General features: G+C 60.3%; 19 protein-coding genes. 16 read left to right on the forward strand and 3 right to left on the reverse strand.

Features of this window, described 5'->3' with window-relative positions:
* Positions 1-90: 90 nt before the first annotated feature.
* Together BW09_RS04450 and BW09_RS04455 are read left to right on the forward strand one after the other, a co-directional pair.
* Entirely contained in the window at positions 91-1053 is a 963-nt protein-coding gene (locus BW09_RS04450) for an L-lactate dehydrogenase (protein ID WP_044088764.1), read from the forward strand.
* A 140-nt stretch (positions 1054-1193) separates the two neighbouring features.
* A complete protein-coding gene (locus BW09_RS04455; protein WP_044088765.1) occupies positions 1194-2132 on the forward strand; it encodes a cation diffusion facilitator family transporter in 939 nt (312 codons plus the stop codon).
* A gap of 123 nt (positions 2133-2255) precedes the next feature.
* Here BW09_RS04455 and lexA read toward each other — a convergent pair whose 3' ends face one another.
* Positions 2256-2984, reverse strand: coding sequence for a transcriptional repressor LexA (gene lexA, locus BW09_RS04460; RefSeq protein WP_044088766.1), 729 nt, complete (start codon positions 2982-2984; stop codon positions 2256-2258).
* Between the two features lie 149 nt (positions 2985-3133).
* On the opposite strand from lexA, the gene BW09_RS04470 reads away from it, so the two are divergent.
* Both BW09_RS04470 and nrdR read left to right on the forward strand, forming a co-directional pair.
* The gene (locus BW09_RS04470) at positions 3134-3556 is read left to right on the forward strand and encodes a LysM peptidoglycan-binding domain-containing protein (RefSeq protein WP_044088767.1); all 423 of its coding nucleotides are present in this window, start codon (positions 3134-3136) and stop codon (positions 3554-3556) included.
* Positions 3557-3713: 157 nt separating this feature from the next.
* The gene (gene nrdR / locus BW09_RS04475) at positions 3714-4163 is read left to right on the forward strand and encodes a transcriptional regulator NrdR (protein ID WP_081886566.1); all 450 of its coding nucleotides are present in this window, start codon (positions 3714-3716) and stop codon (positions 4161-4163) included.
* A 299-nt stretch (positions 4164-4462) separates the two neighbouring features.
* Here nrdR and serA read toward each other — a convergent pair whose 3' ends face one another.
* Both serA and BW09_RS04485 read right to left on the reverse strand, forming a co-directional pair.
* A complete protein-coding gene (gene serA / locus BW09_RS04480; RefSeq protein WP_044088771.1) occupies positions 4463-5662 on the reverse strand; it encodes a phosphoglycerate dehydrogenase in 1200 nt (399 codons plus the stop codon).
* A gap of 10 nt (positions 5663-5672) precedes the next feature.
* Positions 5673-7952 carry an AAA family ATPase gene (locus BW09_RS04485; protein WP_044088772.1) on the reverse strand — a complete coding sequence of 760 codons (2280 nt, stop codon included), beginning with the start codon at positions 7950-7952 and terminating at the stop codon, positions 5673-5675.
* A 391-nt stretch (positions 7953-8343) separates the two neighbouring features.
* Here BW09_RS04485 and mraZ point away from each other — a divergent pair, with 391 nt between their 5' ends.
* The 12 genes from mraZ to BW09_RS04545 all read left to right on the forward strand — a co-directional run bounded on the left by mraZ (position 8344) and on the right by BW09_RS04545 (position 22554).
* Positions 8344-8850: a division/cell wall cluster transcriptional repressor MraZ gene (gene mraZ, locus BW09_RS04490; protein WP_044088906.1), complete on the forward strand. Its 507-nt coding sequence runs from the start codon at positions 8344-8346 to the stop codon at positions 8848-8850.
* Between the two features lie 11 nt (positions 8851-8861).
* Entirely contained in the window at positions 8862-9956 is a 1095-nt protein-coding gene (gene rsmH / locus BW09_RS04495) for a 16S rRNA (cytosine(1402)-N(4))-methyltransferase RsmH (RefSeq protein ID WP_044088907.1), read from the forward strand.
* Between the two features lie 2 nt (positions 9957-9958).
* Entirely contained in the window at positions 9959-10417 is a 459-nt protein-coding gene (locus BW09_RS11080) for a hypothetical protein (protein WP_044088774.1), read from the forward strand.
* Between the two features lie 95 nt (positions 10418-10512).
* The gene (locus BW09_RS04505) at positions 10513-12213 is read left to right on the forward strand and encodes a penicillin-binding protein 2 (RefSeq protein WP_169740244.1); all 1701 of its coding nucleotides are present in this window, start codon (positions 10513-10515) and stop codon (positions 12211-12213) included.
* A gap of 55 nt (positions 12214-12268) precedes the next feature.
* Positions 12269-13138 carry a hypothetical protein gene (locus BW09_RS04510; protein ID WP_044088776.1) on the forward strand — a complete coding sequence of 290 codons (870 nt, stop codon included), beginning with the start codon at positions 12269-12271 and terminating at the stop codon, positions 13136-13138.
* A gap of 52 nt (positions 13139-13190) precedes the next feature.
* Positions 13191-14642, forward strand: a complete 1452-nt coding sequence (gene murF, locus BW09_RS04515; protein ID WP_044088777.1) for a UDP-N-acetylmuramoyl-tripeptide--D-alanyl-D-alanine ligase — start codon at positions 13191-13193, stop codon at positions 14640-14642.
* 36 nt (positions 14643-14678) lie between these two features.
* Positions 14679-15785, forward strand: a complete 1107-nt coding sequence (mraY, locus tag BW09_RS04520) for a phospho-N-acetylmuramoyl-pentapeptide-transferase (protein WP_044088778.1) — start codon at positions 14679-14681, stop codon at positions 15783-15785.
* Between the two features lie 69 nt (positions 15786-15854).
* Positions 15855-17300 (forward strand): UDP-N-acetylmuramoyl-L-alanine--D-glutamate ligase, encoded by a 1446-nt coding sequence (gene murD, locus BW09_RS04525; RefSeq protein WP_044088779.1) that lies wholly within the window; start codon positions 15855-15857, stop codon positions 17298-17300.
* Positions 17287-18504 carry a putative lipid II flippase FtsW gene (gene ftsW, locus BW09_RS04530; RefSeq protein WP_140462428.1) on the forward strand — a complete coding sequence of 406 codons (1218 nt, stop codon included), beginning with the start codon at positions 17287-17289 and terminating at the stop codon, positions 18502-18504. Before murD ends, ftsW begins: the two co-directional genes overlap by 14 nt.
* A gap of 16 nt (positions 18505-18520) precedes the next feature.
* Positions 18521-19699, forward strand: coding sequence for a glycosyltransferase (locus tag BW09_RS04535; RefSeq protein ID WP_044088781.1), 1179 nt, complete (start codon positions 18521-18523; stop codon positions 19697-19699).
* Between the two features lie 180 nt (positions 19700-19879).
* Positions 19880-21418, forward strand: coding sequence for a UDP-N-acetylmuramate--L-alanine ligase (gene murC, locus BW09_RS04540; protein WP_140462455.1), 1539 nt, complete (start codon positions 19880-19882; stop codon positions 21416-21418).
* Entirely contained in the window at positions 21415-22554 is a 1140-nt protein-coding gene (locus tag BW09_RS04545; RefSeq protein WP_081886567.1) for a cell division protein FtsQ/DivIB, read from the forward strand. Before murC ends, BW09_RS04545 begins: the two co-directional genes overlap by 4 nt.
* The last annotated feature ends 72 nt before the right edge of the window (positions 22555-22626 follow it).

The following is a 22626-nucleotide window of genomic DNA, read 5'->3' on the forward strand; positions in this document are numbered from 1 at the left end:
CGCAAACGTCGGCACGGTTTTATACAGTGAAACCGTTAGTCACAAGGCCTGCCATACTGCAGACCGCCTTTGAAGAGAGGTAAATCCATCATGGCGGAAACTACCGTTAAGCCCACGAAGCTTGCCATCATCGGTGCCGGTGCTGTTGGCTCCACCCTCGCCTTCGCCGCTGCCCAGCGTGGCGTCGCTCGCGAGATCGTGCTTGAGGACATTGCCAAGGAACGCGTGGAGGCCGAGGTGCTCGATATGCAGCACGGCTCCAGCTTCTACCCGACCGTGTCCATCGACGGTTCCGACGATCCTGAGATCTGCCGCGACGCGGATATGATCGTCATCACTGCCGGCCCGCGTCAGAAGCCCGGCCAGTCCCGTCTGGAGCTCGTCGGCGCCACCGTCAAGATTCTGCAGGCCATCATCCCGGGCCTGGTCAAGGTCGCCCCGAACGCCATCTACATGCTCATCACCAACCCGGTCGACATCGCCACCCACGTCGCCCAGAAGATTTCCGGCCTGCCCGAGAGCCAGGTCTTCGGCTCCGGCACCAACCTGGATTCCGCCCGTCTTCGCTTCCTGATCGCCCAGCAGACCGGTGTCAACGTCAAGAACGTCCACGCCTACATCGCCGGCGAGCATGGCGACTCCGAAGTGCCGCTGTGGGAGTCCGCCACCATCGGTGGCGTTCCCATGCTGGATTGGACCCCGCTGCCGGGCCACGAGCCGCTCGACGCCGTCAAGCGTGAAGAGATTCACCAGGAAGTCAAGAACGCCGCCTACAAGATCATCAACGGCAAGGGTGCCACCAACTACGCCATCGGCATGTCCGGTGTGGACATCGTCGAGGCCGTTCTGCATGACACCAACCGCATTCTGCCGGTGAGCTCCATGCTCAAGGACTTCCATGGCATCTCCGATATCTGCATGTCCGTGCCGACCCTGCTCAACCGTCAGGGCGTCAACACCGCCATCAACACCCCGGTCTCCGACAAGGAGCTCGCTGCTCTGAAGCGCTCCGCGGAGACCCTGAAGGAGACCGCCGCCAAGTTCGGCTTCTGATTGAGCGGTTGCTTTCAGGTACCATAAGGTACTATTGCGAAACCCCGGCCATGTGCCGGGGTTTCGTCGTCTCCGGGCGATAACGCAAATGGTATTGAGAAACGGTTTCAAATGGAACCGGAAAGGATGCATTGTTCCACATGTCCCATGATCATTCCTCGACTAGCGTGACACAGTCCGCAGCCCAGGCGCATCAGCGACGATTGATGGCCACTCTTACGGTGACGGGAACTGTGTTCGTCGTCGAAGTGGTATCCGCCGTCCTGACCGGTTCGCTGGCCTTGCTGGTGGATGCGGGCCATATGCTCACTGACATGTCGGTGCTCATCGCCTCCACGGTCACCGCGGTATTGATGCGTAGGAAGCCGAACAATTTGCGCACGTGGGGATGGGCCCGTCTCGAGGTGCTGACGGCTGCCGCAGGGGCATTGGTGCTGATGATCGTCGGCGTCTATGCGTTGGTGGAGGCCGGCATGAGATTGTTCGGACAATCGACGACACGTGTCGAGGACGTCAACCTGCTGCTGTTCGTGGGCGTACTCGGTCTGACCGCGAATGTCGTTTCCATATTCATCCTGGCTTCCCAACGTGAAGACAACATGAATATGAAAGCCGCTTTCCTGGAGGTCATGAACGATGCGCTTGGCTCGGTGGCCGTGGTCGTGTCCGCACTGGTCATGATGTCGACGGGGTGGAATGGGTTTGATGCCGTCGCAGGTGGCGTTATCGCGCTGCTCATGATTCCGCGTGCCATCAAGTTGCTGCACAATGCGGTGAGGGTACTGCTTGAGGAGACCCCGAAGGGTCTTGATCTGGATGCCGTGCGTGAGCATATGGAGCATGTTCCACACGTCATTGCGGTTCATGATCTGCATGCCAGTACGGTTTCGACGGGAATGCCGATATTGATGGCGCATGTCGTGGTGGACAAGAATCTCAATATGGAACAGGCCGCGCAGGTGCTCGCCCAACTTCAGGACTGTCTGCGCGAGCATTTCCCTGTTTCGGTGCCGCATACCACGTTCCAACTGGAGCCGGAAGGCTACTCCACCCAGTCCGCTGAAGAGCTGCATCGATGACCTGCGAATTTTGGCCATTAGTGCCGAAGGTCGGAGCGTCGGCCTTGTGAAGGGGACATGTCGCTTGCGTGTGCCCTTCACAAGGTCACACGGAACCTCGTTGTGCGCAGATGCGCGGCTAGGCTATAGCTTGCGCAACACGGTGACCACCTTGCCCATGATGGTAGCGTGCGTGCCATCGATAGGGGAGTAGGCCGGGTTATGCGGCATCAGCCAGACATGTCCGTGATCCTTACGGAACGTCTTCACCGTAGCCTCATCATCCAGCAACGCAGCCACGATGTCCCCGTTGACTGCGGAATTCTGTTCGCGGACCACTACGAAATCGCCGTCGCAAATGGCTGCGTCCACCATGGAATCGCCGTGCACTTCGAGCATGAACAGCTTTCCCGATCCGGTCAGACGCTCCGGCAGCCGCATGACATCGTCGATATGCTGCTCAGCGGTGATAGGCGTTCCGGCGGCGATGCGACCCACCAGTGGTACATCGCGAGATTCGCTGATTGCCTCGTCGGGGAATCGATAGATTTCAGCCGTCGTGGTCTGCTCCACCTCGCCCGTCTCCGTATCCTGCGTGGCATCCTGTGGAGCAGGGGTCACGGGAGTGATGACCTCGATGGCCCGTCCTTTATTGGCGTTGACACGAATGAACCCTTTTTCCTCAAGCACATGCAGCTGATGCTTGACCGAGGAGGGACTTTTGAGCCCGGCTGCCGCACCGATTTCACGGAATGATGGCGCGAACCCCTGTTCTTCGATATGGGAGGTGATGGCTTCAAGCACCTTGCGCTGTCGCTCGGACAGCGAATCGCTGCTGCGCTCGTGGCTGGAGGCGAAGGGGATCGTGCTCACGGAGGGCTCCTTTCATACTTGTTTCAGCATACCGTGACATATGCGAAAAATCAAACATCTGTTCGAGTGTCAACTTGACATCTTCGAACGCATGTGCAATGCTAAGAACAGATGTTCGATAGAACATCTGTTCGAGAAAGGTTGTCGTGATGACTGGTTCAGCTGCATTGGCCGGTGCTCGTGATCGCGTTGCTGGTACTCGCGAAGTGCGTGGTGTTGCACATCGTCGTGCTGTGATTGCGCGCATGGATGGTAGGGGACAGGGAGCCGTGTTCCGTAATCGGTCGCATGCCGGGCAGCGGCATTGGCTGCTGTCGTTGATGCTTGCCGTAGCGTTGGCGTGGTGCGGCATGGGTATATGGTCGGTGCAGTCCGCGCAGTCGGACACCGGTACAACGGATGTCATCGGTTACACGGTAAGACCCGGTGACACACTGTGGTCGTATGCGTCTTCGATTACGCCCGAAGGTCAGGATGTGCAGCAGACGGTTGATGATCTGATTGCGCTGAATGATTTGGATTCCGGTTCATTGCGGGCGGGCCAGCATATCCTCGTCCCCCAGATGGCATGACGCGAATATGTGCGCATCATCGACATGAGCGAGTATCGATATGAGTGTGTATCGATACTGCATGCATCGGCATGATTCGCTTTCGTACGGTGTGCATCCGCATGATACAACCCACCTGCATTCGGTTTTTCGGTATGAACACGTTATTCTAGGTGGCATGCATTGTCCTTTTTGCCAGAATCCCGACACTAAAGTCATTGACACTCGCATCAGCGAGGATGGTCATTCCATTCGCAGACGCCGTGTATGCCCGAAATGCAATCGACGTTTCACCACGGTGGAGACCAGCATGCTATTCGTGACCAAGCGGTCCGGTGGAGCAGAGCCGTTCAGCCGTGACAAGGTCATCAATGGTGTACGAAAAGCGTGTCAGGGACGTCCGGTTCGTGAAGAGGATCTTAAGGCGCTGGGGCAGAAAGTGGAGGAGGACCTTCGTTCGCGCGGCCTTGCGGAAGTCACGTCGGATGAGGTAGGCAAGGCTATTCTCAAGCCTTTGCGTGACTTGGATGAAGTGGCATACCTGCGTTTTGCGAGTGTATATCAGGATTTCTCGGGTCTCGAGGATTTCCAGCATGCCATTGACGAGCTCCGCAGTAAGGAGCGCTGAAGCAGCCCTGTCGCGCAACTCATCAATGGCATGCCTATGGTCCTTCCCCAAGTCTGCTTTGCTGACAGCCAGTCCTGCAATCAGGAACGCGCTCCATGCGCAGCCTGCTCTCTTACCTGTCGGCTTGCATGTTGCCTACAAACAACTCCGCTGTTTGCTTCACGGCAACATCCTGTCTGTAGGGTTCTGGCCCCTCTGGCGAGGGGGCTGTCAGCGAAGCTGACTGGGGGAGAGAACAAGCTTAATCCCTCAGTTATTTACGAGACAGACCACTAGAAGCTCCGTGCCGCTGTCTGTATTCAGTGGGTGACGCGCATGCGGATGGTGCCCTCGATGTCGCCCAGGGCCTTTAATGTCGCTTCGCTCGGTTTGGATGCCACGTCCGTGACAACGTAGCCGAGTTCTCCCTCGGTGGCCAACGACTGGAACGAAATATTGATGTTCTTTTCGCCGAGGACATGATTGACTCGAGCGAGAACACCCGGCAGATTGTCGTGCAGGTGTGCGATTCGGCAAACGCCCTTGCAGCCGCTCAGATTGATCTGAGGCAGGTTCACCGACAATGATGTCGATCCGTTGAACCAGTAATCCTCAAGTCGTTGGGAGACAAAATGACCAATGGATTCCTGGGCTTCCAACGTGGAGCCACCGATATGCGGCGTGAGAATCATATTGGCCTCGTTGGCCAGCGGCGTATTGAACGCGTCGCCGCTTTTCTTCGGCTCCACCGGATACACATCCACCGCCGCGCCAGCAAGATGCCCTGAATCGAGATGCTGCTTGAGCGCGTCCAGATCGGCTACGAATCCTCTTGACAGATTAATGAAGATTGCATCCTGCTTCATATGATTGAACTGGTCTTCGCCGAAGAAGCCAGTGTTGGATTTGCGACCATCGACATGTAGCGTCACCGCGTCGGACTGCTCCAGCAGTTCATTCAGCGTTGCGCAGCGGTGGGCGTTGCCCAGCGCCAGCTTCTCTTCGATGTCATAGAACACCACTCGCATGCCCAAAGCCTCGGCAAGCACGGACAGCTGCGACCCGATGTTGCCATACCCGATGATGCCCAAGGTTTTGCCGCGCACCTCATGGGAGCCAGCTGCGGATTTATCCCAGACGCCATGCTTGATGTGATGCGTATGCGCGGGGATACGACGCATCAGGCAGATGATGTCGCAAATCACCAATTCCACCACGGAACGGGTGTTGGAGTATGGTGCATTGAATACGGCAATGCCATGCTTGCCTGCGTATTCCAGATCGACCTGATTCGTTCCGATGCAGAAGCAACCCACGGCGCTGAGGGTGGGGCGAGCCTCTAGTACGCGTGCGGTGACGCTGGTTTTGGAACGGACGCCGACCACATCCACGCCATCCAATACGTCAATGAGCTCGTCCTCGCTCAGAGCGCCCTTCATCGTTTCGACTTCAAAGCCGTGATCGCGCAATGATTGCGCTGCATCCGGATGGATGTTCTCCAATAAAAGTGCTTTCGGCATATGTATCACCTTAGATGTTCAGGGACTGCTCGTCCGCTTTTGTCCGAACTATAACCAGTTTCTGCGTCGGTCTGGTCATCGCCACATACAGGTCGGATGCGGCGACCAGACGGCTGGGTGCCTCATCCATGATCAGGCCCGGCTCCACCACGATGACCGCGTCGAATTCCAGGCCCTTGACTGTTTCGGTACCGCATACGCTGATCTGTTCATCCCATTCCGGTTGATCGATCAGTCGCTGGTATTCGGCAGCATCCAATTGCTGAGAGAGCCGTTTGCGCACTGCGTCGCGCATCGGCTGGATGAGCTCGTCCGGACAGATGACCGCGATGCGTCCGGTTCCGTCGGAGGAGACATAGTGGTCGGCGAGTTGCGCGGTCTGGGCGGCTGCGGCCTCGAGCATCGAGGCGGTGTCGGGAGCGGTCCGTCGGGATACCGCTCCGGTCAGATTGCGTACTGCATGCACCGTCGAGATATACAGACCTTCATGCTTCGCGAATTGTGAGGCAAGTTCGGAGACGGCCTGTGGATTGCGGTAATTGATGGTCAGCTCGTTCAGGTCCCAATGCTCCGCGCCGAACAGGCGATTCATCGTCTTGTCCCAGCGCCTCGTGCCTCCCAAGGCGGAGGTCTGCGCCACATCGCCCACTATGGTGAACGAACGCGACGGGCACCTGCGCATCAGCATGCGCCAATCCATGCCGGTCAGTTCCTGGGCCTCGTCGACGACGATATGCCCGTATGTCCATTCGCGATCCGCGGCGGCACGCTGGGATGTCAGTTCTGCATCGCCACCGTTCATCTGGTCGAGCAGCATTTGGCTGGAGATGATGCCTTGGCCGAGACCGGTGGCGGCCAAGGTGTCTTTGGCGTACTGTTCCTCGGCGGCCCGGCGCGCATCGGAGGCCGACTTCTTGGCCATGACCTTGGGGTCGGGGCCAAGAAGCTCCATGGCCTCGTCCAGCAGGGGGATGTCCGACTTGGTGAGTGGTGATCCCTTCGGACGCGCCAGCGCGCGGATATCGTCATCGGACAGCCAGCCAGCCAACGTGGAGAGCCGTTCGGGATGGGCGAAGAGCTGGTCGATGAGCCATGTTCCGGTCATCGGCAGCCAGCACAGGTTCAACGTCTTTCGCACGGTGTCGTTCATGCGCAGCAGCTGCATGGCGCGGTTGAGCTCCGCCTGATCAGGTGTGTAATCAAGCTGCTCGGCGTACCGGTTCTGCATGCTGGAGAGCATGGAGCGAATAAAAGTCTCCCGAGCCTTGTTGTGTGCCTGACGGGTACGTTTGGCGTCGGCCTGCGCCTGTTGGATGTCCACTGCGAGCATGGGCACCTGAATGCCGCTGATGGTGACCGTGGGCAGGTTGTCGGGGACGCGGATGCGTGCGGCGATGGCGTTGGCCACCACCTGTGCCATGCGTCGGTCTCCCTTGAGCTTGGCCGCATACGGCGTATCCGTCGCCGTCGCGGTGATGCCCGGAATGAGGTCGCCGATCGTCCGGGAGACCACGCCGGTCTCGCCGAGCGAGGGCAGCACCTGATCGATGTAGTGCAGGAACGCCGAGCTCGGGCCGACCACCAATACGCCTGAGCGCTCCAACGTGCGGCGATGCGTGTACAGCAGGTAGGCGGCACGATGCAAGGCCACTGCGGTCTTGCCGGTGCCGGGGCCGCCCTGCACCACCACGGCGCGGTTCATGTCGGAGCGGATGATGCGGTCCTGCTCGGCCTGGATGGTGGCTACGATATCGGTCATTTTGCCGGTGCGCCTGGAGCTCAGCGAAGCCAGCAGAGCGCCTTCGCCGGTCAGCGTTCCCGCGGAGGAGGCCTGCCCCACCTGATCCGAATGGACGTCGAGCACTTCGTCTTCGACACCCACCACATTGCGGAAGCTCAATGTGATGTGCCGACGCATGACGATGTCGCCATGGTTGGACGGGGTCGCCTCGTAGAAGGGGCGTGCCGCTTCGGCCCTCCAATCGGTCAGGATCGGTTCATGGTCGCTGCTGGACAGGCCGATGCGGCCGATGTAACGCCGTGTGCCGTCCTTGGCGTCAAGCCTGCCGAACACGAGGCGGTCCTCCACGCTGCGCAGCTGGGTGAGACGGTCCTCGTACATGGTGGCGAAGGAATCCCTCTCGGTGCGCTGGGTGGGCGATCCGTGGGATCCTGCGGCGCGTACGGTGTCCAGACGTTGCCACATTTCGGCACGGAGGTCATCAAGACGGCCGTACGCGCGGTCGACGGCCTGTTGTTCCTCGTGCAATTGTGAGGCGTAACTCGACATGCTCTCTTCGTTTCCGTTTCTTCCGGGTCAACACTTTAAGGCACTCAAATTTACCGCACGCCCCCTACCGGGACGCCTGCTGACAGGTGAAGCAGGGTGAACATCGAGTGAATTCGACTGCGGATGCCGTACTGCGTGCTGCAGCAGGCTGAAGCGGGCTTTGCAGGCGAGCGGTGCGCGGAATCGGTGTCCGGCGGCGTCGGCGCTCTTTTCGGCGTGGCCCATGATTCGTCTCCCGACACGCGTGGGCGGGGGAAATGTCCCTCAAAGCATGCGTAGATTGTGTATTGGTGGGGGAAAATGGGGATAAGTGGGGTAAAGTGGTGAACCAGTGGGCCGAAGTGTATCGAGTGTGCGCGAAAAAGGAGGTGGAATCATGGCTGACGAGCAAATGGCGAATGCCGAATCGACCCAGAGCCATGGTTCCACCGGCGTCTCCGACATGCTCAATGGACTGCCGCCGTTGCTGCTTGGCACCTATACGCCGAAGATCGATGCCAAGGGACGCGTGGCGCTTCCCGCCAAGTTTCGTTCGCAACTCGGAGCAGGGCTGGTCATGGCCCGTGGCCAGGAGCGTTGCGTGTATCTGTTGCCTTTTGATGAATTCAGGCGCATCGCAGCGCAGATCCAACGCACCTCGGTGGGGAACAAGGCGGCCCGTGAATACCTTCGTGTGTTTCTTTCCGGTGCCGTTGATCAGGAGCCGGACAGGCAGGGGCGCGTGGTCGTTCCCCAGATGCTGCGTGATTACGCGCATCTGGGTTCGGACATCGTGGTCATCGGCGTGGGCACACGCGCCGAGATATGGAATAAGGACGCTTGGGAGGCGTACCTCGCGCAGAAGGAAGAGGATTACTCCGAAATTGCCGATGACGTATTGCCGGAGGTGGAATTCTGATGACTGATCTGATGACTGACCTGACCGCCATTCACCAGCCGGTGCTGCTGGAGGACTGTGTGAAGCTGATGGCTCCCGCCCTCGCCTATGACGGGGCGGTGGCCGTGGATTGTACATTGGGTATCGCCGGACACTCCATTGCGTTCCTGAAAGCGGCTCCGCAGGCAAGGCTCATCGGCATAGACCGTGACAGCGAGGCGCTGGCGCTGGCCACCGAGCGCATGAAACAGGAGGGACTGTCCGATCGGTTCATGCCTGTCCATGCCGCGTTCGATGAGTTTGACAGTGTGCTGACGAATCAGGGCATAGACCGAGTGGATGCCGTCTTCATGGATCTGGGACTGTCCAGTTTGCAGATCGATGAGACGGATAGGGGGTTCTCCTACTCCCATGACGCTCCGCTTGACATGCGCATGGACACGACCCAGAAGCTGACGGCACAGACTGTTCTCGCCACATATGACGCCCCCGCCCTGATACGTATCTTCAAGGAATACGGGGAGGAGCGTTTCGCCCGTCAGATTGCCCGTGCCATTGTCGCCGACCGATCCAAGGAACCCCTGACCACCACCGGTCAGCTCAACGCGCTGGTGGAGCGGGTGGTGCCCAAGGCGCATCGCCCTGCAGGCAATCCGGCGAAACGCGTATTCCAGGCGCTGCGCATCGAGGTCAACGGCGAATTGACGAAGCTGGCGTCCACCCTGCCCCAAATCGCGAACCGGCTGAATGTCGGTGGCCGCCTGGTGGTTGAGTCCTACCACTCATTGGAGGACAAAACCGTCAAATCGTTCATGAACAACGGGCTGAGGATCGATGCCCCGGCCGATCTGCCTATCGTGCCGCCCGACGCCCAACCGTTCTTCAGGGAGCTGACCCGCGGCGCCGTCAAGGCCGATGAGCAGGAAATCGCCTCCAATCCACGATCGGCCTCGGTTCGGTTGCGTGCGGTCGAATTGAGCAGACCGATCCCCGATCGCTGGCGCACTCGGTTCCAGCAGATGGCCGATCAGCCGATTCCGGTCGATGCGGAGCGAGGGGCGACGAACCGAGCCGGCACAAGACATCACGGCAACAGCACAGCACATCACACGTCGAGGAGAAACTGACCATGGCGGCAACGGTACGAAGCATTCGATCCGGTTCTTCGGCATCGCAGCGTCCTCAAGCCAAGCCCCAGGCAGCGCCGCGCCCGCAGTTGAAACTGATATCCAATACGCGCGACGACCATGAGCGCTCCGTGTTCGGTCGGGTTCTTGAATGGACCCGTACCAGGACCGCCCCCATGATGCATGTGGCCGTAGCGGTCGTGTTCCTGGCCGCCACGTTGATAGGGGCGCTGATGTTGCGCACCCAGATGGTGCAGAACTCATTTGAGGCTGCGGAAGTCAAGCGGCACATCAGTGTGCTGACGCAGGACATCGATGACGATCAGGCCAAACTCGATCAGCTTGTGGCGGAGCTTCCCGACAAGGCCAGTGAAATGGGCATGGTCAGCAAAGGCGGGGCGGCGACCATCGACCTGCAGGGGTATCAGCAGCCGAAGGACGCGGAAGGCGGAACACAGTGAGTACATGGCAGAGGCTGCGTCGGTATTCGAAGACCTTCGCCTTCAAATGCATCGCCATCGGCGTCATTCTGACGCTGGTGGCGTCCCTATGCGTGATGCAGCTTGCGTCGATTCAACTGATTGACGGACGCCAGATGGCGCAGGCCGCCACGGCCTCACGTACCTCACGTGTGACCTTGAGCGCCAAACGGGGACGGATTCTGGATGCGAACGGCACGGTGCTGGCGCAGAGCGTGGAACGATACACCATCGTCGCCAATCCCGAAGCCGCCCAGGAATTCACGCCGATCACGTGCAACAAGAACAATAGTGACTACTGCCATCAGATTGACGGAAAGCCTGTCGGCGTGACCGGTGCCGCTGCCGTCGGACGCCTGCTGTCCAAGGCACTGGGCATCAGCGCCATGGAACTAGGCGCCGATCTGTCGATCAGCGGTCAATACGTAGTGCTGAAGAAGGATGTGACGCCACAGGTCAAGCGCAGCATCGACGATCTGAATCTCGGTGGCATCGTCTGGGGCGAGCTTAGCAGCGAACGCATCTACTCGGACGGAGACCTCATGGGCTCGCTGCTCGGCGGCGTCAACGACGCGGGCGATGGCGTGGCTGGCATCGAACAGATGGAGAACACGGTGCTCACCGGCACGGATGGCCATCAGACCTACCAGCGCGGCAACTACGGTGGCGAGGAGATTCCGGGGACCATGACCGAATCCGTGCCCGCCCAAGACGGTTCGGATGTCAACCTGACCATTGACAGGGACGTCCAGTGGTACGTCAAGAAGATCATGAAGGACGCGAAGGCCAAGTATGGGTCCCCGTGGGTCATCGGCGTGGTGCAGGATATCCAGACGGGTGAGATCCTGGCGCTCGCCGACAGCGATGAGGTCGATGCCGGCACGGATGAGGCGAAACTGGGTGCTTCCAGGGCGGTATCCGAAACGTTCGAACCCGGATCGATCGGCAAGCTGATTTCCGCGTCAGGATATCTGCAGACCGGAGTGCACAGGATGACCGACCAGTTCACCGTGCCCAATTCGGTGACCGATGACGGTCAGACGTTCAAGGACGCCTTCACCCACGGCGACATGCATTGGACGCTTGCGGGCATCATCCAACAGTCCTCGAACAACGGCATGGTGCTTGCCGGCAAGAACTACACGGATGACCAGCGCTACGAATTCCTCACCAAATTCGGCATCGGACAATCAACCGGTCTCGACCTTCCTGGCGAATCCAACGGCGTGCTCACCAATCCGTCATCATGGGATCTGCGTACCCGCAATACGGTGCTGTTCGGACAGGGGTACACGGTCAATGTGCTGCAGCTCAACAACGTGGTGGCCACCATCGCCAACAAGGGCGTGCGTCTGCAGCAGTCAATCATCAAGTCCACCACGAATGCGGACGGCAAGACCACGGAAGCCACGAAAGGCACCGGCACCCGCGTACTCGATGAGCAGGTGGCCTCCGATGTGATGAACGCCATGGAATCCGTGGCCGAGAACTACAACAAGTTCGTCAAGGTCGATGGCTACCGCATGGCGGCCAAGTCCGGTACCGCCGAGGTGGCCGGCGACAATGGCTCGCTGAGTTCGATCATCTCCGATTACTCGGTGGTGATTCCCGCCGACAACCCGAGGTTCGCCATCACTGTGGTGATGAAGGATCCGCAGGGCTCATTCGGCGGCTTGACCGCAGGCCCTGTGGCCGCCCAGATTTGTGAGTTCCTTATGCAGAAATACGAGGTGCCTGTTTCGTCGCCTCGCAAAGATGCTATCCCGGTCACTTGGTGATGCTGAGATGACAATAGTCATGAGCACCATAGTCATGGAAGAAAGGCGTTAGCCCATGAGTGCAGTGAGCGAATCCGTCTCCGAGCGCATGACGCTGGGTATGTTGTCGGAACAATACGGTTTTGAGATCGTTCCCGAATTTGCCACCAATGTCACGATTACCGCAATCTGTGATTCTCTTGACAGCGTGAGCCCGGGGTCGTTGTTCGTCTGCGGATCTCGGGTGTCCGAGCTGGGGCACGCGGCGCAAGCCGGAGCATATGCGGCGCTGCTGCCCCGATCGTTCCGGCACCAGTGTCCGGACGCGGACATCCCGCTTCTGTTCGGGGAACTCGACGACCATGTGCTTGGGTCCATGGCGGTGACGCTCGCCGGGTCGCCGACCAATGCCTTGGCCATGTTCGCCGTATCCGGAACGGACGATGACGAGGTGGACGCCAACGTGACCCAGCTCGCCGATTTCCTCCACATGCTGGGCAATCCCGTGGCGAAGATCAGCGCCGCCGGTTCCACATCGATGACCCGTGCGCTGAATCTCACCTATCCGCTGGGAGTGTTGGACATGCAGCGGACGCTGGCAGTATGCGCCGAAGACGGCGTTGCCGCCGTAATCATTGCGATGAATCCGGCGACATTGACCAATCACGCGTTGGAATCGGTGAACGTCGATGTGCTGGGCATCGAGCATGTCGCCCCCGGCGAAGACGTGTCCGCATTGAAGACCCGGTACGCGTTCATCTCCGACCGCGACCTCGTCGTGACCACCACCAGCCGGGAATCGGATGAACTCGCCTTGGAATCGCCGGTCGGGTATGACCCTGTCCGGGCGGGACACATGTCATTGGCGATCTCCATGGTGCTGGCGGCGGGCGTGCGGAAGAACAATGTGCGCAGTGCGTTGCGCGTGGCGAATAACCTGAGCTGAGCTTGTGCGATGACCTGAGTCGTCGCATGGATGATAAAGGAGTGAGGAATACATGGTCCCAATGAGCGTCGAGGAGATTGCGCGGGCGGTCGATGGCCGTCTGGTCCCCGGAAGCGAACCTGCCGCGCAGGTCCTGAGCGCAGTCAGCGACTCGCGTCAGGTGAAGCCTGGTTCACTGTTTGTGGCGATTCCCGGTGAACGTGTCGACGGGCATGATTTTGTGCCGCGCGTCGGTCAACAAGGTGCCGTCGCGGCCTTGGTGAACCATGAGGTGCCATCCACAGCCATTGCGCAGATCGTGGTGGATGACACGGTGTCGGCGCTCGGCAGGCTCGCCAAGGCCAACATAGAGCGTCGTCGCGAACTGCCCGGGGATTTCGACATCATCGGATTGACGGGTTCCGTGGGAAAGACCACGACCAAGGACCTGCTGGCATCGCTGATGTCCACCTTGGGGCCGACCGTGGCGCCCATCGGATCGTTCAACAATGAGATCGGCCTGCCGCTGACGGCGTTGAAGATAGATGCCTCCACCCGCTTCTTCGTAGCGGAAATGGGAGCCAATCATATTGGGGAGATCGCACGGCTGACGCGTATCGCTCCACCGGACACGGCGATAGTGCTCAAGGTGGGAGTGGCCCATCTGGGCGAGTTCGGCTCCCGTGAGCGCATCGCTCAGGCCAAGAGCGAAATCGTCACTGGACTGCTGCCGAACGGTCTCGCCGTGCTCAACGGCGACGACGATCACGTGACGCCCATGGCCTCGCTCGCCCCGGGCAAGGTGCTATGGTTCGGCAAGGAAGGCGGACATGGACCCGAAGTGCTCGCCACGGACATCACCGCCGATACCGACGACCATGCGCAATTCACGCTGCATACCCCTGAAGGCGACCACGTGCAGGTGCATCTGGGCATCCCGGGGCTGCACAATGTGATGAACGCCCTGGCTGCGGCCACCGTGGCCCTGCACTATGGCATGACCGCGCAGCGGGTCGCTCAGGTGCTGGCCGCGCAGCGTACCATCAGCCCGCACCGCATGGCATTGTCCACCGTATCGCGCGGCGACGCTCGGTTCACGCTGATCGATGATTCGTTCAACGCCAATCCCGATTCGATGAAGGCCGGTCTTGAAGGGCTCAAGGCGTTCACCGCCAAGGACGGGAGCAAGCCTTATCGCGTGGCGCTGCTAGGCGCCATGCTCGAGCTTGGCCCCGACGAAAGCAGATTGCACGCCGAAGTCGGGCGTTTCGCGGCCGGACTGGGGCTCGACGCGATCATCACCGTAGGATCCACGGCTGATCCCCACCTGCACGACATGGCGGAGGCGCTGGCCAGCGGAGCCCGGGACGTTGACGGGGTGTCTGTAGACTGTGTGGAGAGCATCGACCGTGCTGAGGAGCTGGTGCTTGACCTGGCGGCAAACCACCCGGATACCGTGGTGTTGCTCAAGGGGTCCCATGCCTCAGGACTGAGCGCGCTTGCGGAACGCTGGTCGAACGACTGAGCGTCGAAACACCGATTAGAGGAGAAAGAACCACCCGTGATTGCTCTGATTATTGGAATGCTGGTGTCGCTCATCGTCACCATGGTGGGTACGCCCATGCTGATTCGCCTGGTGCACAGACTGCATTACGGCCAGTACATCCGTCAGGATGGTCCGAAATCGCATCTGGTCAAACGTGGCACCCCGACCTTGGGTGGTGTGGTCATCAATATCGCCATTCTGCTCGGATGGGGGTCGTCTGCACTGTACCGCTATCTGCACGCAGGCGATGTGCCGTCATGGTCCGCGGTGCTGGTGCTGTTCGCCATGCTGTCCATGGGATTGCTGGGGTTCATCGACGATTTCGCCAAGGTGAGCAAGAAGCAGAACGAGGGGCTGACCGTAGGGGGCAAGTTCTTCGGACAGTTCGTCTTCGCCACCATCTATGCGGTACTGGCGCTGATTATTCCCACCAAGACCGGCATGCCGAGCGCTCAGGCGGGCATGAGCTTCATCGAGAAGCCGTTCTTCAGCTTCGAATTCGCCGGCAGGGCGGTGGCCATCATCCTGTTTGTGATCTGGGTGAACTTCCTCATGACGGCATGGACCAACGCCGTGAATCTCACCGATGGCCTTGACGGTCTTGCCGCAGGCTCCTCGATGATCTCCTTCACCGGTTTCGGAGTCATCGCCTTCTGGGAAAGCTACCACATCAAGGGCGGCGGGCATCAGGGGTATTCCTACGCGGTCTCGGATCCACTGGATCTGACCATCATCGCCATCTGCGCGGCCGTGGCCTGCTTCGGATTCCTGTGGTACAACTCGAATCCGGCGTCGATCTTCATGGGGGACACCGGATCCCTCGCATTGGGCGGATTGTTTGCGGCGCTGTCCATCGCCACCCATACCGAATTCCTGGCGGTGATTCTCGGCGGCCTGTATGTCATGGAAGCCATGAGCGATGTGATCCAGGTCGGCTATTTCAAGATGACGCACAAGCGTGTGTTCAAGATGGCGCCCATCCATCATCATTTCGAACTCAGCGGGTGGACGGAGACCAAGGTCGTCGTCCGGTTCTGGATGATCGAGCTGCTCTTTGTGCTTCTGGCGCTTACCGTGTTCTATGGAGACTGGGTCGCGCGATCCGGTCTGCTGTTCAGCTGAACGGTTTCGAATGCTGTGGCTCCGGCCCTGCATGTGCGCATGGGCCGGATTGCCGTAAAGGGAGGAATAATGCAAGTAGCGGATAAGACGGTGGTCGTCGCTGGTCTCGGTGTGTCCGGAACCTCGCTGGCCGAGGTGCTGAAGGAACGCGGCGCACACGTGATCGGTGTGGATGAGCGCAAGAAGGAGGCGGATCTCCACTCTTTCGACCTCATCGACTGGGATCACGTGGACTATGTGATGTCGTCGCCGGTGTTCAATCCGCGTACCCCGTTCATCCTCGAAGCGCAGCGTCGTGGCATTCCGGTCATGAGCGAGGTGGAATTCGCCTGGCGGCTGCGCGCCGACAACGAACGCACCGGCAACCCGGCGCCATGGATCGGCATCACCGGTACCAACGGCAAGACCTCCACCACGGAAATGACCTCCGAGATGCTGTCCGCATGCGGCATGGACGCCCCCACGGCGGGCAACATCGCCTCAGGGGACATGTCCATGAGCCTTTCGCGCTGCGCCACCAACCCGCGGCATGATGTGCTGTGTGTGGAACTGAGTTCGTTCCAGCTCCATTTCACTGATTCGTTGGAATTGGATTGCGCCGCAATCACCAACATCGCCGATGATCATCTGGATTGGCATGGTGGCCGTGAGCAGTATGCGGCCGACAAATCCAAGGTGTTCCACAACGCCAAACGCGTCATTGTCTACAATGCGCAGGATGCCACAGTCACTGCGTTGGCTCAGGCCGCGCACACCGCCGAGGGATGCCGCAAGGTGGGATTCACCCTCGACGTGCCGCAGGCAGGCCAGATTGGCATCGAAGACGGTTGCATCGTCGACAGGAGCGGCGTTGCCGGGGGAGACCCCGGTGAGGGCGTGACGCTGGCCCCGCTCGCCGAATTCACGCATCTGACCGAACCGGATGGCACGCTGTATCCGCATCTGGTGGCTGACGCGCTGACGGCCCTCGCCCTGGTGCTCGGACTGGGCGCCGACCGCGATACCTCGTTGCGGGCGCTGCGTGCATTCAAGCCAGGTGGCCATCGCATCGAAACCGTGGCCGAAGCGACGGTAAACGGCGGCACCATCCGTTTCGTGGACGATTCCAAGGCCACCAACGGACACGCCGCCAATGCATCCCTGTCGAGCTTCCCCGCGAAATCCGTGGTGTGGATAGCGGGCGGCCTCGCCAAGGGCAGCCGATTCGAACAGCTGATCAAAGACCAGGCCCATACCATCAAGGCAGCGGTCATCATCGGCAAGGACCAGACGCCCATGCGCGAGGCCTTTGCCAGCCAAGCGCCTGACATCCCCGTGACGTTCATCGATCCGGAAGACAACGAAACCGTAATGGATCGTGCGGTCGAAGCCTGCGGCGAATACGCCAGCGCCGGGAACGTGGTGCTGATGGCTCCCGCATGCGCGTCCATGGACCAGTTCAGATCCTATGCCGATCGAGGCAACCGGTTCGCCGCAGCCGCCAAGACATGGAGCGAGGTGCATGGCCTCCACTGATTCCCCCACGCGGCGCACGCGCGCGACGGCGCGGAAACCGGCCCTGGTGGTCACCGACTATACGGGCTGGCGAAGCCTGCTGAATCCGCTCTGGTGCTATCACGGTTTCCGTATGGCAGTCGTGGGACTCACCTGTTTCGGCGTGATCATGGTGTTCTCCAGCTCCACGGCGTCCATCGCCTCGCAGGGGAAATCACCCTTCAGCGGTCTGCTCTCCCAAGGCGGCTTCAGCCTGATCGGTCTGATTCTCGGATTCATGACCATGATGATGCCCATACGTTTCTGGAAGCGGATATGCACGGGGACCATGCTGTTCGCCATCGGTATACAGTTCCTGACCTTCACGCCATTGGGCCTGGACGTATACGGCAACCGAGGCTGGCTCAATCTGCAGGTGACCACCATACAGCCTGCCGAATTCATGAAATTTGCCGTATGCATATGGCTTCCCGCCGCGTTGTACGCCTGCAGGAAACGATATGTGAAGGAAGGCATCAAAGCGTATTTCGGGCCGCTGATCATGTACGGCCTTGGATTGGCCGCCGTCATCGGCGGCAGGGACCTGGGAACCGGGATGATTCTGCTGTTCATCGGATTCGTGGCGTTCCTGGTGGCAGGGTTCCCCGGCAAATGGATGGGTGTGGGCATAGTGGCCGCCGTGGCGATGGTCGTTGCGCTTGCCGTATCAAGTCCGAACCGCATGCAGCGCATCCTCGCCACCTATGGCGACTGCTCGGCGGCGGACGCCCAAACCGTATGCTATCAATCGATGCACGCGAAATACGCGATAGCCTCAGGTGGATTCCTCGGTGTGGGCATCGGCAACTCGCGCGAGAAATGGAACTATCTTCCGGCGGCCCATAATGATTTCATCTTCGCCATCATCGGCGAGGAAACCGGTTTCGTGGGATGCGTCGTGGTGATCGCGTTCTTCGTGATCCTCGGCTGGTGCATGATCGCCGTCGCCTTGCAGGTCACCGATCGATATGTCGCCATGGTGCTGATGTGCGTCACTATCTGGCTGGTAGGGCAGGCGATGGTCAACATCGGCGTCGTCGTCGGCGTATTCCCGGTACTGGGCGTACCGATGCCATTCGTTTCCGCCGGCGGTTCATCCATGGTCATGTGTCTCGCCGCAGCAGGCCTGGTCGTCGGCCTCATGCGTTCACAACCCCAGATCAGACAATCACGTCAGAATGCGTAGAGTACACTCGGTAATCATGACTCAAGGAACACCTCATATTGTTCTCGCCGGCGGCGGAACCGCCGGACACGTCAACCCGTTGCTGGCCGTCGCCAACGCGATTCGCGCCATCGAGCCGGAAGCCCGGATCAGCGTCATAGGCACTGCAGTGGGACTCGAAAAGGATTTGGTGCCGAATGCCGGATACGAGCTCGACACCATCGAAAAAGTGCCGTTTCCCCGACGGCCGAACCTGTATATGCTGCAGTTCCCCGCAAAGTGGAAGCGTGAGACCGGCAAGGTCCGCGATATCCTCACCCGCCGTAAGGCGGATGTCGTAGCGGGGTTCGGCGGGTACACGTCCGCCCCCGTATACGCCACCGCACACAGGATGGGCATCCCGATCGCCATGCATGAGCAGAACGCCCGTGCCGGCATGGCCAACAAATTGGGCGCACGATGGGCGAATTACATCGGCACGGCGTATGAGCACACCGGTCTGAAGCCTGGTGCCCATACCCGCATCGAGCGCGTCGGTCTGCCGCTTCGTCCGGCCATCGCCGCACTGGCATCACGCCTTGAGCAAGACAAGGCAGAGGTACGCCGCGAATCCGCGGCCCAGCTTGGCGTCGATCCCGACCGCCCGTTGGTGCTGGTCACTGGCGGATCCCTCGGAGCGCAAAGCCTGAATCGTGCCATAGCCTCATCGGCGGCTGATCTGCTGGCCCACGCACAGGTCATTCACCTGACCGGCCGCGGCAAGATTCAGGAGGTCCGCGATCTGGTGTCCCGCTCCGTTAAAGCCGACGTGCTCACCGGTCTGGGGCCCCAGTCGGCAGGCAAGGGCGATTACCATGCCGCTGAGTACCTGGAACGCATCGATTTGGCCTTCGCGTGCGCCGATCTGGTGATATGCCGGGCCGGAGCGGGGTCCGTTTCCGAACTCGCCGCATTGGGATTGCCGGCCATCTACGTGCCGCTGCCCATCGGCAATGGGGAGCAACGCTTCAACGCGGAGCCCGTGGTCGAAGCCGGGGGCGGGCTGTTGGTGGCCGACAAGGATATGACGCCCGCATGGGTGCATGATCACGTCCCCGCTCTGCTCGCCGATCGGCAGATGCTCGCCGAATTCGGAAGCAATGCATGGAAGTACGGCATTCGTGACGCGGCGGATATCATGGCACGTCATGTGCTGGAGCTCGCACGGCGGGCGTGATGTCCGGATTGTCTGAATTTGCGGCGTCTCGTGCGGTCCTCGTGCGGTCCGCGTATGGCCCGTGGCAGCTACTCGGCACCAGGCCGGTTGGCTGAACGCAAACTCTGACCGCATGGCATAACCCGGCAGGGGCATAAGAAGACCTACTATGTGGTCAGAATCATCATGAAGGAGCGTCAATTGTCTCAGGAACAACCCGTTGTGCTCGACCCCATCCATGCCGCATTCGACACGCATGCGACCCCAGCCGATCTCGGGCCCACGCATTTCATCGGCATCGGCGGCGCAGGCATGAGCGTATTGGCTGAAATGCTGAAGTCGCAGGGAGTAAGTGTAGACGGTTCCGACCGCGAGCACAGCGCCAAGACCGATCGTCTCGAAGCCTTAGGCATCACGGTGGAATTCGGCCAACGCGCCGAGAACGTGGGTGATGCCGCCACCGTGGTGTATTCCAGCGCCATCAAACCCGACAACCCTGAAATAGTCGCCGCGCATGAGGCAGGCAGTCGCATCGTGCATCGCAGCGATATCCTGGCTCTGCTCATGAACGGCAAACAGGCCGTCACCGTTGCCGGAGCCCATGGCAAAACCACCACCAGCTCCATGCTGGCGCACATCCTGGTGCATGTGGGTGCCGATCCCAGCTATGCGATTGGCGGTTCCATCCAAGGCCCGGACGGGACCACTCTGGACGGCGGGCATGCGGGCGACGGATCGATACTGGTGGCTGAGGCCGACGAATCCGATGGCAGCTTCGCCAAATACCATCCCACCATCGCCATCATCACCAACGCCGAGGCCGACCATCTGGACCATTACGGGGACGAGGCGCACTACCGTGCCGCTTTCGTCGACCATGCCGAGCATGCCACCGGACACGTGGTGATCTGTGCCGACGACAAGGACGCGTTGGCGGTTTTCGAAGCCCTGCCGCGCGATGTCAAGGCGCGCACCATCGTGTACGGAACCACGCCGGAAGACCGGCTTCCCGAGTTGGATGGCGCTTCGCTGGTGGCGATTTCCTCGGAAAGCGAGACCGCCGGGAGCGGCATTGAGCGGCTCACGTTGGAGCTGCCTGCCGCGGTGACCGGGACGAACGCGGTTTGCCAGAGCGTTACGCTCAAGGTGCCGGGCATCCACAATGCCCGCAATGCCGCAGCGGCCATCACCGCCGCCGTGCTCTTGGGTGTCAAGCCCGCCGACGCAGCGCGCGCAGCCGGCAGCTTCCTTGGAGCGGCTCGTCGTTTCCAGATCAGAGGCACCGTCAAGCAGGTCACGGTTGTGGACGATTACGCCCATCATCCCACCGAAATCGCCGCGCTGCTGGACGCCGCGCACCGGCGCTACCCGGATTCCACCATCCGTGTGCTGTTCCAGCCGCATCTGTTCTCCCGCACCAAGTTCTTCGCCCGCGAATTCGCGCAGGCACTGGCCAAGGCCGACGACGTCATCGTCACCGGCATTTTCCCCGCCCGCGAGAAGCAGGCAGATTTTCCGGATGTCGGGCCGGACACCATCGTGGAAGCGGCACAGGGGCTGAAAGACGATTCCGCAGGTGATTGGATCCAGTCGGTCGAAGACATGTGCCTGGCAGCCAAGATGATGGCCATGCGCGCCCATCATGGCGACGTGGTATTCACCGTAGGCGCGGGGGACATCACCAATATGGACCAGGTGCTGCTGACCGCCCTTGAAGCGCACCGGGAGAGCTGCGAATGACCGGACGTACGGTCAGCTCTTCCGGAGCCGGTGCCTCCCGCGCAGCCAGTGCCTCCAGTGAATCCCGTGGATCCCATGAATCTCGTGAATCACAAGGAGAGCGGCGCAAGGCGCGTCGTGTAGTGGAATCCGCCGTGCACTCGGATGCCCAGCCCCGCGTCCGCTCCAGTGTGAGCGAAGAGAGGCAGGGGAAGAGCCGTCATCCTCGCAAACGGCGGTCGGTGACCTCCAGGACGGAGCCGGTGCAGCAGAGCCCCACCGACATGACGGTGGCCAAAGGCAAGGCCGGCGCGTTCGTTGACGCCAGGGCCCTGCGCAGTGAGGACTATGTCGCCGAAACCCTGCATCAGACCTCAGGGCCCATTGGAGTGGCGACACGTCCGAAGGTGGTGGATTTCACGGCACGCGCCAGGGAGCGTAGAAAAGCGAACGCCCGTGTCATCGTCATACGCTCTGCAGTGGCCGTGCTGGCTGCCGCTCTTCTGGGTGCGCTGATCTGGTTGCTGCTGTTCTCTCCGGTGTTTCGGCTGGAGTCAAGCGCCATCAGCGTATCCGGCGCCAACGAGTGGGTGAGCGCCTCGACCATCCATAGCATAGCGGACAAGCAGGCAGGCAAATCCCTGTTCCTGGTATCCTCCGATGAGGTCTCCAAGCAGCTGAAAGCCATTCCCGGCGTCAGCGAGGCGAAGATCTCCAAGCATTTCCCGAAATCGCTGAGTGTGGACATCAAAGCGCAAAAGCCTGCCGCCATGCTCAAAAGCGGTGATACGTTGACCGCCGTGGATGCCCAGGCGCGAGTGCTCAACTCGGTGCAGGACGCGAACGTCAACGGCATTCCGGTCATTGAGGTCAAGAACGTGCAGGAAAGCCTCGACAGCCGCTCTGTCAAGGGTGCGTTGACCATTCTGGCGGCATTGCCTGAATCGATGCGCAAACAGATCACCAAGGTCACGGTCGAAACCCAGGACTCGGTGACCACCACGCTCAATGACGGCGAGCATGTGATCGTATGGGGTGATTCCTCGCAGCTGAAACTCAAAATGGCTGAGGTGGACAAGATTCTCAATGACCCCAATGTCATCGGTGATTATCGGCAGGTGGACGTATCCGCTCCCAGCCGTCCGATACTCAAATGACGCGCTGCATTCCGATGCCGCCGGGCCGATGGGCATGGCGTGTCGCAATGGATTTGCGTTTGGTCGGACGAA

Origin of the sequence: Bifidobacterium sp. UTCIF-1 (assembly GCF_006408915.1) — a bacterium.
In the GTDB taxonomy this organism is placed as follows: domain Bacteria; phylum Actinomycetota; class Actinomycetes; order Actinomycetales; family Bifidobacteriaceae; genus Bifidobacterium; species Bifidobacterium reuteri.

What these genes read in the sequence shown, in the direction of transcription:
- BW09_RS04450 (WP_044088764.1), top strand. Translation starts at nt 91, where the DNA reads ATGGCGGAAACTACCGTTAAGCCCACGAAGCTTGCCATCATCGGTGCC.
- BW09_RS04455 (WP_044088765.1), top strand. Translation starts at nt 1,194, where the DNA reads ATGTCCCATGATCATTCCTCGACTAGCGTGACACAGTCCGCAGCCCAG.
- BW09_RS04470 (WP_044088767.1), top strand. Translation starts at nt 3,134, where the DNA reads ATGACTGGTTCAGCTGCATTGGCCGGTGCTCGTGATCGCGTTGCTGGT.
- nrdR (WP_081886566.1), top strand. Translation starts at nt 3,714, where the DNA reads ATGCATTGTCCTTTTTGCCAGAATCCCGACACTAAAGTCATTGACACT.
- serA (WP_044088771.1), bottom strand. Translation starts at nt 5,662, where the DNA reads ATGCCGAAAGCACTTTTATTGGAGAACATCCATCCGGATGCAGCGCAA.
- BW09_RS04485 (WP_044088772.1), bottom strand. Translation starts at nt 7,952, where the DNA reads ATGTCGAGTTACGCCTCACAATTGCACGAGGAACAACAGGCCGTCGAC.
- mraZ (WP_044088906.1), top strand. Translation starts at nt 8,344, where the DNA reads ATGGCGAATGCCGAATCGACCCAGAGCCATGGTTCCACCGGCGTCTCC.
- rsmH (WP_044088907.1), top strand. Translation starts at nt 8,862, where the DNA reads ATGACTGACCTGACCGCCATTCACCAGCCGGTGCTGCTGGAGGACTGT.
- BW09_RS11080 (WP_044088774.1), top strand. Translation starts at nt 9,959, where the DNA reads ATGGCGGCAACGGTACGAAGCATTCGATCCGGTTCTTCGGCATCGCAG.
- BW09_RS04505 (WP_169740244.1), top strand. Translation starts at nt 10,513, where the DNA reads ATGCAGCTTGCGTCGATTCAACTGATTGACGGACGCCAGATGGCGCAG.
- BW09_RS04510 (WP_044088776.1), top strand. Translation starts at nt 12,269, where the DNA reads ATGAGTGCAGTGAGCGAATCCGTCTCCGAGCGCATGACGCTGGGTATG.
- murF (WP_044088777.1), top strand. Translation starts at nt 13,191, where the DNA reads ATGGTCCCAATGAGCGTCGAGGAGATTGCGCGGGCGGTCGATGGCCGT.
- murD (WP_044088779.1), top strand. Translation starts at nt 15,855, where the DNA reads ATGCAAGTAGCGGATAAGACGGTGGTCGTCGCTGGTCTCGGTGTGTCC.
- ftsW (WP_140462428.1), top strand. Translation starts at nt 17,287, where the DNA reads ATGGCCTCCACTGATTCCCCCACGCGGCGCACGCGCGCGACGGCGCGG.
- BW09_RS04535 (WP_044088781.1), top strand. Translation starts at nt 18,521, where the DNA reads ATGACTCAAGGAACACCTCATATTGTTCTCGCCGGCGGCGGAACCGCC.
- BW09_RS04545 (WP_081886567.1), top strand. Translation starts at nt 21,415, where the DNA reads ATGACCGGACGTACGGTCAGCTCTTCCGGAGCCGGTGCCTCCCGCGCA.